Genomic DNA, 12,532 nt, shown 5'->3' with positions numbered 1-12,532 from the left:
CGGCACGCAACCAGGCGAAACGCGTTTGCCCGGGCAGGGCCGGGGCATCCAGCGCCGCATGTACACGGTTGCGCAGCTGATCGGCGGGGTGTGGGGCGCGGGCGGAGCGGGCGGCGAGTCGGTCGTCCACGATCCGGCGGACGGCACGCCGGTCAGCGCCGCACCGGTGGCCACCGCCGACGAGGTCGGCAAGGCGGTGGAGGCAGCGCGCGAGACGGCGACGGAGTGGGCGGCGACCGCACCGGCCGCGCGGGCCGCGGCGCTGCACCGGGCGGCCGACGCGGTGGCGGCGGTCACCGAGGAGTTGACCGCCGCGGTCACCGCCGAGATGGGCAAGCCGCTGGCGGACGCCCGCGGCGGCGTCGAGGCGGGCATCGGCACCCTGCGACAGTACGCGGAGTTGGCCCCACTACGCGGCGGGCGGACGCTGCACGGTGAATCGGCCGCGCTGGACTTCATGACCCCGCAGCCACGCGGCGTGGTGGCCGCGATAACCCCGTGGAACGACCCCGTCGCGATCTCCTGCGGGCTGCTCGGCGCGGCGCTGGTCACCGGCAACGTGGTGCTCTACAAGCCCAGCGAGCGGACACCGGCGACGGGCTGGTTGCTGGCCCGGGCGCTGGACCAGGCGCTGCCGGCGGGTGTGCTGTCGCTGCTGACCGGCGGGCCGGAGGTGGGCGCGGCGTTGGCCGGCCAGGACGTGGACGTCATCGCGCACGTCGGTGCCACCGCCACCGGGCGGGCGATCGCCGCCGCCGCGGCGCGGACCGGCGCGAAGGTGCTGCTGGAGAACGGCGGCAGTGACCCGCTGGTCGTCGACGCTGATGTCGACCCCGACTGGGCGGCCGGGCAGGCCGCGCTCGGCGCCTTCGCCAACGCCGGGCAGATCTGCGTCGCGGTGGAGCGGATCTACGTGCACCGGGACGTGGCCGACGACTTCGTGGCGGCGCTGGTGCGGCGGGCCGGCGCGCTGCGGACCGGGCCGGGCCGGGACCCGGACACCGAGCTGGGCCCGCTGGTCGACCGGCGACACCGCGACCACGTGCACGGGCAGGTCACGGCGGCGCTGGCGGCCGGCGCGCGGGTCCGCGTCGGCGGGGAGCTGCCGGACGGACCGGGCGCGTTCTACCCGGCCACCGTGGTCACCGACTGCCGCCACGACATACCGCTGGTGCGGGAGGAGACGTTCGGCCCGGTCGCCCCGGTGGTGGTCGTCGACTCGTTCGACGAGGCGCTGCGCTGCGCCGCGGACTCCCCGTACGGGCTGGCCGCCACCGTGTTGACCGGGTCGATGAGCCACGCGCAGCGGGCCTGGCGGGAGCTGCCGGTGGGCACCGTGAAGATCAATTCGGTCTTCGGCGGGGCACCGGGGGGCGCCGCGCACCCGCGCCGGGCCAGCGGGCAGGGCTTCGGCTACGGCCCGGAGCTGTTGGACGAGTTCACCGCCACCAAGGCGGTGCACATCGAGGCGCCGGGCCACGGGTCTTGGTGAGCGCGGTACGGGCGGGCGCGGTGCCGCCGCGTCCGCCCGTACCCCCTGGTTGGTGTCGCGGACTCAGCCGCCGCGGGCCCTGCGGGTGGCCCGGTCGTTGGCCTTCTCGATCGCCGTGACCAGCTCCGGCTTGGTCATGCTGGACCGACCGGGTACGTCCAGCTTGCGAGCCACCGACATCAGGTGGTCCTTGCTGGCGTTGGCGTCCACCCCACCCGCGGTGGGTGCCCTCCGCTCCGGCCCGCCGCCGGCCGCCTGTTGATCACTCGGGCCCTTGCGGCCCTTCGGCTCCCAGTGGTCGCCGACCTTCTCGAACTGGTGCTTCACGGCGGCGAACGCGGTGCGGTGCGACCGCTCACCCTCGCCGTAGGTCTCCACCGCCGAGTCGTGCGTCTTCTCCCAGGTGCGCTGCGCCTTCTCCGGGGAGCGTCGCAGCGTGCTGGGCAGGTCCTCGCGCCCGGGCATCTCGTCCTCCTCCGCGTCGACAGGGTCACTGTGATCGTTCCCGGACGCTCGGGCGGCAAACCCCGCACGGCGTGCGTTGCGAGGTTTGTCGATTTCCCGGTCCGGGTACCGGCCGGGCCAGGCCCGACCGGACGACCGGTCATCCGGTGGCCGGGGCACAGGGAGCGGGCATGACGACCACGGAGCCCGGCACGACGCTCGGCACGGACCGCGGGCGGCACATCCCCCGCCGGATGCGGCAGCTGAGCTGGCGGACCTGGCGCGGCGTGCTGTTCCGCAGCGTGCGCAACTTCGTCAACGACGACTGCACCGACTGGGCCGCCGCGCTCACCTACTACGGCGTGCTGGCGCTCTTTCCGTCCGCCATCGTGGTGGTGGCCCTGGTCGGTCTGGTCTCCAACGGCGAGCAGACCGTGGACCTGGTGGTCGACCTGGCCAAGCAGGTGGGCGCCGGCTCCGTGGTCGCCAACGACGGCATGGTCGACGTGATCCGGGGCGTCGTGGTCCAGCAGAGCAACGCGAAGATGCTGCTGAGCTTCGGCCTGCTCGGTGCGCTCTGGTCCGCGTCCGGCTTCATCGGGGCGTTCACCCGGGCCTCCAACGCCATCTACGGGGTGACCGAGGGCCGGGCGGTCTGGAAGCTGCGGCCGTTGCAGATCGGGCTGGCGGCGCTCACGCTGGTGCTGCTCGCGGTGGTCGCCCTCGGGCTGATCGTCAGCGGCCCGGTCACCAACGCGGTCGGCGACCTGATCCACGCCGGAGGTCTGGCCCGTACGGTGTGGAGCGTGGCCAAGTGGCCGGTGCTCGGCATGATCATGATGGTGCTGCTGTCCCTGCTGTTCTGGATCGCCCCGAACGTGCGCCAGCCCCGGTTCCGCTGGCTCACCCCGGGCGGCGCGGTGGCCCTGCTCGCCTGGGCGGTGGCCTCCTTCGGCTTCGGCCTCTACGTGGCCAACTTCGGCTCGTACAGCGCGACCTACGGCAGCCTGGGCGCGGCCATCGCGTTCCTGGTCTGGCTGTACCTGTCCAACTCGGCGCTGATGCTGGGCGTGCAGATCAACGCCGAGGTGCAGCGCGGCAGGCGGTTGCAGGCCGGCGAGACGGACCCCGACGAGCCGGTGCTGCCGCCCCGCAAGCCCGCCGACTCCTGAGCGCCCGTCCGGGCCCGGATGTCCGCTCCGGGGCACGTCCCAGGGCCGGTTCGTGGCCCGGTGCCGGTTTACCCGCCGGGGTGCCGGGTAGCGCACAAGACATGGAACGTGGCAGCAGCAAGCACGGACCCAGGCTCGACGAACAGATGGGCAAGGAGGTCAGCGGGCTCGTACAGGGACCGGGGGCCGCCGGCTCCCGGGTCGACGAGTCCCGTGAGCCGGAACCCGCCGGTGAGGACCAGCCGGGCGCGACCACCGCGCCGGCCGGTGACCTACGCACCGGCACCCCGCAGGGGATGAGTTCCGGCGACGTCGAGCAGCGCAGCAAACTCGGGAGGTTCATCTCGATGAACGCGCTGCCCGGCGACCGTGCGGCGCTGCTCGCCAGCGCCCGTGACAACGAGGCGCCGGACGACATCGTGGCGGAGTTGGAGCGGCTGCCCGAGGGCACCCGCTACCAGACCGTCTCCGAGGTGTGGTCCGCGCTCGGCCACAGAAACGAGACAACCCGCTGGTGACCGGATCGCCCCCGATCCGGACGACCACCGGTGGACGAAGGAGGTTCCCTGATGAGTGGTGTAACCGAGCACGTCGACGTTTCCGTACCTGTCCGCACCGCGTACGACCAGTGGACGCAGTTCGAGGAGTTCCCCGAGTTCATGGAGGGTGTGTCGGAGGTCCGGCAGCTCTCCGAGACGATGACCCACTGGACGGTGGACATCGCCGGTGTGAAGCGCGAGTTCGACGCCGAGATCACCGAACAGCTCCCCGACGAGCGGGTCGCCTGGCGCTCCACCGGCGGTACGCAGCAGGCCGGCGTGGTGACCTTCCACCGCCTTGACCCGGAGAAGACCCGGGTCACCCTCCAGTTGGAGTTCGAGCCGCACGGGGTGGTCGAGCAGGCCGGCGACAAGCTCGGCATCGTCGACCGCCGAGCCAAGGGTGACCTGGAGCGGTTCAAGACCTACATCGAGCGCCGCGGTCAGGAGACCGGCGCGTGGCGCGGGCAGGTGGACCGCCCGCAGCCGTGATCCCCGCGTTTTCGATGGCCGCCGGAGCATCCGGCGGCCATCGCCGTCTCCGGGCCCGCCGGCCGGGTCGGGCGCGTGGCGCCGTTTGCGATCATCGCGCCCGGGTACCGCTGATGGCATGAGCGACGACAGGGTGAGGGTGTGGCGGGACGAGGAGAAGATTCCGCTGGAGGAGTTGGAACGCGCCGTGGCGGGCTCCAGCATCGACGGGGAGGCCGACGACGTGACCGGCAATGACGCCGGCGAGGAGTCCGCGTTCGGGCACGGGCCGGCGGCAGCGGACGACGAGCGCGAGGGCGGGCGGGAGCCGACCGACCCCGAGCGCGCCTACCGCCCGTCGACCACCGGCCGAACCGGTCCCGACGTCTGACCGTCCCTGCCGGGCTCACCCGGCCCGTGTTGAGCGGGCACGGGCTCAGCCGGTCCACCCTGGGCCGGGCCGGGCCCGCCGGCGGATCGGCGGGCACCCAGCTCGTAGAGCCCGATCAGCGCCAGCGCGAGCACCACCAGGGCCGGGCCGAGCGCGCTCACCGAGGTGTGGCCGATCAGCACGCCGAGCGCCCCCGGGACCAGCGCGGCGCCGACGCCGGACGCACCGATCTGCAGGCCGATGGCGCGGTCCGCGTGCGCCGCGCCGACCCGGTCGGCGGTGGTGAGGGTGAGCAGCGGGAACACCGGCGCGGCGGCGAAGCCGACCACGACCAGGCCGAGCACCGCCAGCGCGGCCGGTCCGGGTACGGCGATCAGCACCGCGCCGACGGCCATCCCGACCAGGCTGGAGCGGAGCACCAGCGTGGCCCCGAGCCGCTCGGCCACCACGCCCTGCACCACCCGGCCGACGAAGAGGCTGCCCCAGTAGGCGGAGACGCACCCGCCCGCCACCGCGGGGCCCAGCCCGCGCCCCTCGGTGAGCAGGAGGAACGCGAACAGCCCGGCGGCCACCTCGATGGCCACGTACAAGGCGAACGAGAGCGCCCCCGACCAGACCGCCGGCAGCCGTAGCGTCTCTGACACCGGTACCCGGAGCGCCGGCTCGGCCGTCGTCTCGGCCGGGGTTGGCACGCCCCGTCGCCAGGCGCGCACGGTGAGCGCGAAGGCGGTGGCCAGGGCGAGCTGGGCGGCGGCCACGATGCCGTACCCCCACCGCCAGGAGAGCCCGGCGCTCAGCACCCCCGTCATGATCAACGGGCCGATCGCCACACCCAGCCCGAAGAACGCGTGCAGCCAGTTCATGTGACGTGGGCCGAAGGCCCCGGCGGCGTACGCGTTGAGCCCGGAGTCGATCGCGCCGGAGCCCAGCCCGACCACCAGCGTGCAGCACACGATCAGGGCCAGCCCGGGGCTCAGCGCGAAGCCGGTCAGCGCCAGGCTGGCGAGCAGTGTGCTGCCGGCGAGCAGTGCGCCCACACCGATCCGGGCGAGCGTGAACCCGGCCACCACGCTGGAGGTGAGGTAGCCGACGGTGCCCGCGGTGAGCAGCAGCCCGACCGCCTCGGTCGGTACGCCGAAGTCGCTGCGGATCGAGGGCCAGCCGACGCCCAGCAGGCTGTCGGGCAGGCCGAGGCTGACGAAGGCGAGATAGGCCAGCAGGAGCAGCGAGGCGCGAGGCGGCGCAGGCGTGGTGGACACGAAGCATCATCCTGCCGCAGCGGCACCCTATCGCCCTCAGGGGCCGCTCCCGGTGTCCGACAGAAAGTGCTGTCCGTATGGTCGAGAAAACGGACAGCTCATCCAGAATCGGCCGATCGGGGGACGGCAAACGGGCCGTTTCACGTAAGAATTTCGGGATGCATCAGGGCTCCGGATACCTCACGACGCGTCAGCGCCGCCTCGCCTGGCTCGGCTTCCTGCTCGCCGCCCTCCAGGCTCCCGTCTCCGCCCGGCTCGTCTCGGACGACTCCTGGCTGTTCAGCCTCTGTGTCGCGCTCATGGTAGCCACCGTGATCATCGCCGACGACGCCGCTCGGCGTCGGCCGGCCGACGCGACCAGCGACTAGTCTCCGGCGCCCGGCCGGGCCTCGTGACCCGACCGGCCCCGGCTGCGCCGACGCTCCTTCATCTCCGCCTCGTAGAGGTGGCGCCGCCCGCCCACCAACTCCTCGCGGGCCTGCCGGTCCAACTCGGTGAACAGCGCGTGGTACCCGTCGTCGAAATCCTCGACGATCTGGAACGTCCACCGACCGGGGATGACGTTGCGGCCCAGCAACTCGGTGTCGATCCGGTCCGCGAACTGCGGGTGCCCGGCGGTCCGGAACTGCTCCACCGCGTCGTCGAGCATCAGGTCGGCGTGCCCGATGAGCTGGTGGAACGAGTACAGGTGCCCACGGGCACGGTGGACGCACTCCAGTGCCTCGCTGAGCTTGCCGAGCGCGGCGACCGTCGCGTCGCTCACCCCGGCCGGCCGGCGGTGCTGCTCGTCCGGTCCGTCCGCCTGTTGTCCCATCCGGCCCTCCTGCGGGGTGCGTCGCCGTGTGTGGGTGGTCCTCTCCTGCTGCCCCGTCTGTGCCGGATCAACCCCCACGGCCAGCGCGAGTTGCCCAGTGGCGTAGCCGACAACCGCCGGGCGGCCGAGGTCCATCCGGTCACCCGTCGGTTAGCCTCGGTCACCATGCGTGTGCCGTTCAACCGGGTCGCCCCCCGTACCGCCGTCGACTCGGCGCGGTCCACCCTGGCCGCCCTCACCGTCTCCGTGGGTACCGTCGGGCTCGCCGCCGCCGCCCAGCGGCCCCGGCTGCTGGCTCTGGTCGACCAGCACGCCGCCGCCGTACGGGACAGCCTCGACGGGGACCGTCGACCGCTGACCGCCGCGACGCTCGCCGGCTATGCCGAGGGGATCCGCACGGCCGCCCTGGAGCACGGGTGGGTGCCGCCCAGCGGCCCGGTGGACTGGAGCGAGCCGGAGTGGCCGCTCACCCGGCTGGTCGCGGTCTGCGCGCTGGCCCGTTCGCTCGATGGGTCCTGACCGCGTCGGGAGGGCGCCCGCGCCGCAGCGTGGAACACCCTCCCAACGGTCGTGCCGTTCCGCCTCGCTACGGGCGTTGACTCGCCTGCTCGTCGACCCGGGGCATGGCCTGGGTGCGGTCGCCGCCACGGTCGGCCATCTGCCGCTCCATGTCGCCGCGCCCGGCCGCGTTGGCCCGCCGGGTCTCCTGCACGGCCCGGGCTTCCTGGGCCGCCCGCTGCAGCCAGCCGTCCCACCGGTTCTGCATCGGTTTCACCAGACCACCGCCGACACCGACGATCAGGATGCCGGCCACCGTGGCGAGCACCGCGATCAGCACCGGTGTGGTCACCGTCGTGGCGATGCCCACCTGGTTCAGCGCGGCGATCACGCCGAGCGCGATGATGAAGATCGCTGTCAGGTCGGCCAGGACCTTGCCGTACGAGAGCCCGCCCAGCGCCCCGGTGACCAGATCCCGGGCGGCGTTGGCGATAGCGGACGCAACCACCACGATGATGATCGCGACGAACGCACGCGGTAGCCAGGCCACCACGCCGCGGATCAGATCACTGATCGCGTTGGGTCCCCAGACCCCGAAAGCGAACTGCAGGGTGAACAGCAGTACCGCGTAGTACGCCAGTCTGGCCAGAATGTCGCTGGCGTCGTACTTCGTCCTCTCCAGGGCACGTTTGATGCCGCCGCGTTCGACGGCCTGGTCGAAGTGCACCCGTTCCAGCACCGTGTCCACGATCTTCAGGACGGCTTTGGCGATGAGCCAGCCGACCACGAGGATCACGATGAAGGCCACTGCCTTCGGGATGAAGAGCAGCACCGACCTCCAGGTGTCGGCGATGGCATCGCCGATGTCGGCCTGCCGGACCGCGAGGGTTTTCAGCATGATGTCCCTCCTGTCGCATGGACTGCGCCGAGCGCATACCCGGCCACCGGTGCGGCAGTCCGCGTAGCTCGCCGCGTTTTTTCCGACAAGCCGCCGGACAGGGGCCCTGAACTGCCCGAACGGTCACCGCAGCCGAAGTTCGCAGGACCGGTGGCGACCCGCGCCCTTGGTCAGCTCCGGCTACCGGCCGGCCCGCTAGGCTGCGGACATGCCAGGAACGGTCGGGCGAGTCCCCACGCCAGCAGTTCCGGTCCCGGGCGCGTCCACCGGGCCGGGCGCGGCGGTCGCCGTGTTCGCCCACGACTGGGCCGGCACCCCACTCGGCCCGCCTGAGGGGTGGGACCCGGCCATCCGGGCCGTGGTCGAGCTGATCCTCGCGGCCCCGATGCCGATGGCGCTGGCCTACGGCGACGACCTGGTCCTGCTCTACAACGACGGCTTCGCCGAGCTGCTGGGCAGCAAGCACCCGGGCGCCCTCGGCCGCCCCTCCGCCGAGGTGTACGCCGAGGTCTGGCCGCTGCCCGGTGTCGGCGAGGTGATCGAGCGCGCATACCGGCAGGGCGTGCCGTTCCTGGAAAAGGAGAGCACCCTCCCGCTGGCCCGCGGTCACTCCGGCGTTGTCGAACAGGCGGTCTTCACCCGGAGCTTCTCGCCGGTGCACGACAGCAGTGGGCAGATCGTCGGGATGCTGACGGTCGCCGCCGAGACCACCCACGTCACCGAGCAGTTGCAGAGCCTCAGCGAGGTCGCCGCCGCGCTCGCCGGCACCCTCACCCTCGACGACGTGGCCCGGGTGGCGCTGCGCTACGCGATCACCACCTTCGACGCCGACTGGGTCGCCTTCGCGGTCGACGAGGGCGGCGGCGGTTGGCGGATGGTGCGGCGGGTACGCGGCGAGCTGGTGGACGAGGCCGACGAGCGGCTGCCACCGCTCTGGCGGCGCGTACCGGCGGACTGGGCGGCACCGGTGGTGCAGGCGGCCCGCTCCGGCGCTTCGTCGTTCACCCGGGACGGGCAGCCGCTGCGGGAGACCGCCGTGGACCGCCACGACCAGAAGATCCGCTCGATGGCCGCGCTGCCGCTGGGCACCTCGGTGGTCCGGGGCGGGCTGGCGGTCGGCTATCAGGTGCCGCACACCTGGTCGGCGGCCGAGCGGGCGCTGTTGGCCGCCTCGGCCGAGCTGATCGGCCAGGCCGCGGACCGGGCCCGCCGGTTCGAGACCCAGCACGGCACCGCCCAGCTGCTGCAGCGCAGCATGCTGCCGGAGCACCTACCGGACCTGCCCCGACTGCGGATCGCGGCCCGCTACGACCCCGGGGTGGACGGCAACGCGGCCGGCGGGGACTTCTACGACGCGTTCCCGCTGCCCACCGGCGGGCTCGGCGTGGTGCTGGGCGACGTCGCCGGGCACGACGTACAGGCCGCCGCGCGGATGGGACAGGTCCGAGCCGCGCTGCGCGCGCTGGCCCTGGCCGACCCGGCACCGGACGCGGTGCTGGCCGGGCTGGATCGGCTGGTGACCAGCCTGGGCGCGGAGGCCGGCACCTACGAGCTGTTCGTCACCGTGGTGTTCGGTGTGATCGACGCGGATCGCCGGGAGCTGACCCTCGCCAGCGCCGGTCACCCCGCGCCGCTGATCCGCCGCAGCGCGCCGGACGGCCGCGTCCACGCCGAGTACGTGGACCTGCCGGCCGGGCCGCCGCTGGGCCTGGGTGGCCGGCCGACCACCACCACGGTCGCGTTCCACCCGGGCGACACCCTGCTGCTGTTCAGCGACGGCGTGGTGGAGCGTCGCCGGCAGAGCCTCACCGCCGGGCTGCAGGCGCTCGGTGACGCGGTCGCCAAGGCCGGCAGCGGTGACCCGCGCGCGTTGTGCGCGGTGGCCACCGCCGCGGTGCCCGGCGGGACCGAGGACGACGTGGCCGTGCTGGCGGTCGAGCACGCGCTCAAGCCGAGTCGGTCGGCGAGCATGGAGGTGCCGGCGGAGCCGACCGCGCCCAGCCGGGTCCGGCACTGGATGACCGGTCAGCTCGCCGAGTGGCAGGTGCCCGAATCGGTGATCGGCGCGGCGGTGCTGTGCACCAGCGAGCTGACCACCAACGCCTTGCTGCACGCCGGCACCGCAGCCCGGGTGGACATCGACCTCAGCCCCGAGCGGCTGCTGGTCTCGGTCGCCGACTCCGGCACCCGGGGCACCGTGACCCGGACCCGGACCGACACGTTGAGCAGTCGAGGGCGCGGGCTGGGCCTGATCGAACAGCTCAGCGACGCCTGGGGCACCGACCCGACGGTCCGCGGCTCCACGGTCTGGTTCGAGATCCTCGTTCCGCAGACCGGGCAGCACTGAGACCGGCGGGGCCCACCCGCATCAGCCGACCGCCGACCGGGTAGGAGGACGCCCATGCGTACCGACACGCCCGCCGGGGTCCTCTTCGACGTGGATGGCACCCTCCTCGACACCACCTACCTGCACACGGTGTGCTGGTGGGAGGCGCTGCGCCAGACCGACCAGCCGGTGCCGATGGCGACGGTGCACCGGTCGATCGGGATGGGCGCGGACAAGCTCCTGGAGCACCTGCTCGGCCCGGAGCGGGACCGCGACGCCGACGGCAAACTCCAGGAGGCGCACGACACCTTGTACGCCGAGTACTGGGAACGACTCACACCCCTGCCCGGGGCGGCGGACCTGCTGCGGGCCTGCGCCGAGCGGGGTCTGCGGGTGGTGCTGGCCACCTCCGCGTCCGAGCACGAGGTCGGCGCGCTGCGCCGGGCACTGAACGCCGACGACGTGGTCGACACCGTCACCACCTCGGCGGACGCCCAGCAGAGCAAGCCGGCCCCGGACATCCTGGTCGCCGCGCTGGAGCAGTCCGGGCTGGCCGCCGAGCGGGTGGTCTTCGTCGGCGACTCGGTCTGGGACGTCGCCGCGGCCGGCAAGTTGGACATCCCCTGCGTCGGGCTGACCTGCGGCGGCACCAGCCGGGGCGAGCTGGCCGGTGCCGGCGCGGTGGCGGTGTACGACGACCCCGCCGCGCTGCTGGCCACACTGGACGACTCTCCGCTCACCCGAGGACGCTGAGGATCACTCCGGTCCGCCAGTCCCAACGCGCATAGCCCACGGCCGTGCTGGGCATGGTCTGTCACCACCTGCCCGCACCGCGCGGGTACGGCGGAGGGACGGTGCCGTGGAGCCGGTAGACGTGGCGTTCGCGCTGGTGGGCGTGGGTGCCCTACTCGCGGGCATCCTGCCCCGGGTGCTGGAGCGGCGCCCCCTGTCCATGCCGATCGCCTTCGTCGCCCTCGGCCTGCTGGTCTTCCTGCTCCCGGTCGGCCTGCCGACTCCGGATCCGCTGGCCCATCCGGAGCTGACCACCCACCTGACCGAGATCGGGGTGATCGTCGCCCTGATGGGCGCCGGGCTCAAGATCGACCGACCGTTGAGCTGGGCCCGGTGGTCGTCCACCTGGCGGTTGCTGGCCATCGCGATGCCGCTGTGCATCGCGGCGGTGGCGGTGCTCGGCTGGTGGTGGGCGGGGCTGGTGCCGGCCGCCGCGCTGCTGCTGGGCGCCGCGCTGGCACCGACCGATCCGGTGCTCGCCGCCGACGTGCAGGTCGGCGAGCCGACCGACGTCGAGGACTCCGAGGACGAGGTCCGCTTCGCGTTGACCTCGGAGGCCGGCCTCAACGACGGGCTGGCGTTCCCGTTCGTCTACGCGGCCATCGCCATCGCCTCGACCAGCCTGGCCCCGCGCGATTGGCTGGCCGAGTGGTTCACCGTGGACGTGCTCTGGAAGGTCGGCGTCGGGGTCGGCGGCGGCCTGCTCATCGGTTGGCTGCTCGGCAAGTTGTTCTTCCGGGCGCCCAGCAAGCTGCGGTTGGCCCGGCACTCCGAGGGCTTCCTGGCTCTGGCCGCGACCTTCCTCGCGTACGGGCTGGTGGAGGTGGTCGGCGGGTACGGCTTCCTGGCCGTCTTCGTGGCCGCCCGGGCGATCCGGGCCGCCGAGCGGACCCACGAGTTCCACTCGGTGCTGCACGGCTTCGCCGAGCAGATCGAGCGGCTGCTCACCCTGGTGCTGTTGCTACTGCTCGGTGGCGCGATCGTGGGTGGCCTGCTCGGCCCGCTGACCTGGCCGGCGGCGGCCGTCGGGCTGGCGCTAGTGTTCCTGGTCCGGCCGCTGGTCGGCTGGCTGTCGCTGCGGGGCGCGCCAGGCCGGCCGGCCGAGCACTGGGTGATCGCGCTGTTCGGCATCCGTGGCGTCGGCTCGTTCTACTACCTCGCGTACGCCACCACGAAGGCCGAGTTTCCGCAGGCGGAGTTGCTCTGGGCCACCGTCGGCCTGGTGGTGCTCGTGTCGGTGGTGGTGCACGGCGTCGCGGCGACCCCGGTCATGCAGTTGCTGGACCGGGCCGGTGAGCGCACGGCCGACCCGGCCGAGCGGGACGCGGCCGCGGAACCGGTCGCCGCCGCCGGGCGCGCCTAGGGCCTGTGTCGAAGTCGGCTGTGGATGCCGAGGGTGAGGAAGTTTCGGCGTGGCGGTGATCGATAAGTAGCGA

General features: G+C 73.1%; 14 protein-coding genes. 10 read left to right on the top strand and 4 right to left on the bottom strand.

What is annotated here, in order from left to right:
- Positions 1 to 58: 58 nt before the first annotated feature.
- Complete coding sequence (locus ACFQGL_RS25925; protein WP_377515066.1) at positions 59 to 1,492, top strand: aldehyde dehydrogenase family protein; 1,434 nt, start codon at positions 59 to 61, stop codon at positions 1,490 to 1,492.
- Positions 1,493 to 1,555: 63 nt separating this feature from the next.
- On the opposite strand, the gene ACFQGL_RS25920 is transcribed toward ACFQGL_RS25925, so the two are convergent.
- Positions 1,556 to 1,957 (bottom strand): ChaB family protein, encoded by a 402-nt coding sequence (locus ACFQGL_RS25920; RefSeq protein WP_377515065.1) that lies wholly within the window; start codon positions 1,955 to 1,957, stop codon positions 1,556 to 1,558.
- Between the two features lie 170 nt (positions 1,958 to 2,127).
- Between ACFQGL_RS25920 and ACFQGL_RS25915 the strand changes: the two genes are divergently transcribed.
- The 4 genes from ACFQGL_RS25915 to ACFQGL_RS25900 all read left to right on the top strand — a co-directional run bounded on the left by ACFQGL_RS25915 (position 2,128) and on the right by ACFQGL_RS25900 (position 4,509).
- Positions 2,128 to 3,108 (top strand): YihY/virulence factor BrkB family protein, encoded by a 981-nt coding sequence (locus ACFQGL_RS25915; protein WP_377515064.1) that lies wholly within the window; start codon positions 2,128 to 2,130, stop codon positions 3,106 to 3,108.
- Between the two features lie 101 nt (positions 3,109 to 3,209).
- Positions 3,210 to 3,626: a DUF2795 domain-containing protein gene (locus ACFQGL_RS25910; RefSeq protein ID WP_377515063.1), complete on the top strand. Its 417-nt coding sequence runs from the start codon at positions 3,210 to 3,212 to the stop codon at positions 3,624 to 3,626.
- Between the two features lie 51 nt (positions 3,627 to 3,677).
- A complete protein-coding gene (locus tag ACFQGL_RS25905) occupies positions 3,678 to 4,139 on the top strand; it encodes an SRPBCC family protein (protein ID WP_377515061.1) in 462 nt (153 codons plus the stop codon).
- Positions 4,140 to 4,257: 118 nt separating this feature from the next.
- Complete coding sequence (locus ACFQGL_RS25900; RefSeq protein WP_377515060.1) at positions 4,258 to 4,509, top strand: hypothetical protein; 252 nt, start codon at positions 4,258 to 4,260, stop codon at positions 4,507 to 4,509.
- Here ACFQGL_RS25900 and ACFQGL_RS25895 read toward each other — a convergent pair.
- Complete coding sequence (locus ACFQGL_RS25895; RefSeq protein WP_377515059.1) at positions 4,467 to 5,768, bottom strand: MFS transporter; 1,302 nt, start codon at positions 5,766 to 5,768, stop codon at positions 4,467 to 4,469. The genes ACFQGL_RS25900 and ACFQGL_RS25895 overlap by 43 nt on opposite strands.
- A gap of 158 nt (positions 5,769 to 5,926) precedes the next feature.
- Here ACFQGL_RS25895 and ACFQGL_RS25890 point away from each other — a divergent pair, with 158 nt between their 5' ends.
- The gene (locus tag ACFQGL_RS25890; protein ID WP_377515058.1) at positions 5,927 to 6,136 is read left to right on the top strand and encodes a hypothetical protein; all 210 of its coding nucleotides are present in this window, start codon (positions 5,927 to 5,929) and stop codon (positions 6,134 to 6,136) included.
- On the opposite strand, the gene ACFQGL_RS25885 is transcribed toward ACFQGL_RS25890, so the two are convergent.
- On the bottom strand, positions 6,133 to 6,582 hold the full coding sequence (locus ACFQGL_RS25885) for a hypothetical protein (RefSeq protein WP_377515057.1): 450 nt from the start codon (positions 6,580 to 6,582) through the stop codon (positions 6,133 to 6,135). The two genes, ACFQGL_RS25890 and ACFQGL_RS25885, sit on opposite strands and share 4 nt — an antisense overlap.
- A 165-nt stretch (positions 6,583 to 6,747) precedes the next feature.
- Here ACFQGL_RS25885 and ACFQGL_RS25880 point away from each other — a divergent pair, with 165 nt between their 5' ends.
- On the top strand, positions 6,748 to 7,101 hold the full coding sequence (locus ACFQGL_RS25880; protein ID WP_377515056.1) for a DUF6401 family natural product biosynthesis protein: 354 nt from the start codon (positions 6,748 to 6,750) through the stop codon (positions 7,099 to 7,101).
- 67 nt (positions 7,102 to 7,168) lie between these two features.
- Here ACFQGL_RS25880 and ACFQGL_RS25875 read toward each other — a convergent pair whose 3' ends face one another.
- Positions 7,169 to 7,978, bottom strand: coding sequence for a mechanosensitive ion channel family protein (locus ACFQGL_RS25875; protein WP_377515054.1), 810 nt, complete (start codon positions 7,976 to 7,978; stop codon positions 7,169 to 7,171).
- A 208-nt stretch (positions 7,979 to 8,186) separates the two neighbouring features.
- On the opposite strand from ACFQGL_RS25875, the gene ACFQGL_RS25870 reads away from it, so the two are divergent.
- The 3 genes from ACFQGL_RS25870 (at position 8,187) to ACFQGL_RS25860 (ending at position 12,459) form a co-directional block, all read left to right on the top strand.
- Entirely contained in the window at positions 8,187 to 10,325 is a 2,139-nt protein-coding gene (locus ACFQGL_RS25870; RefSeq protein WP_377515053.1) for an ATP-binding SpoIIE family protein phosphatase, read from the top strand.
- A gap of 54 nt (positions 10,326 to 10,379) precedes the next feature.
- The gene (locus ACFQGL_RS25865) at positions 10,380 to 11,057 is read left to right on the top strand and encodes an HAD family hydrolase (RefSeq protein WP_377515052.1); all 678 of its coding nucleotides are present in this window, start codon (positions 10,380 to 10,382) and stop codon (positions 11,055 to 11,057) included.
- A 106-nt stretch (positions 11,058 to 11,163) separates the two neighbouring features.
- A complete protein-coding gene (locus ACFQGL_RS25860; protein ID WP_377515051.1) occupies positions 11,164 to 12,459 on the top strand; it encodes a cation:proton antiporter domain-containing protein in 1,296 nt (431 codons plus the stop codon).
- The last annotated feature ends 73 nt before the right edge of the window (positions 12,460 to 12,532 follow it).

Origin of the sequence: Micromonospora vulcania (genome assembly GCF_042658605.1) — a bacterium.
Lineage (GTDB): Bacteria > Actinomycetota > Actinomycetes > Mycobacteriales > Micromonosporaceae > Micromonospora > Micromonospora vulcania.
Note: the sequence above shows the minus strand (reverse complement) of the source record. Positions and strands in the feature narration are given on the sequence as shown.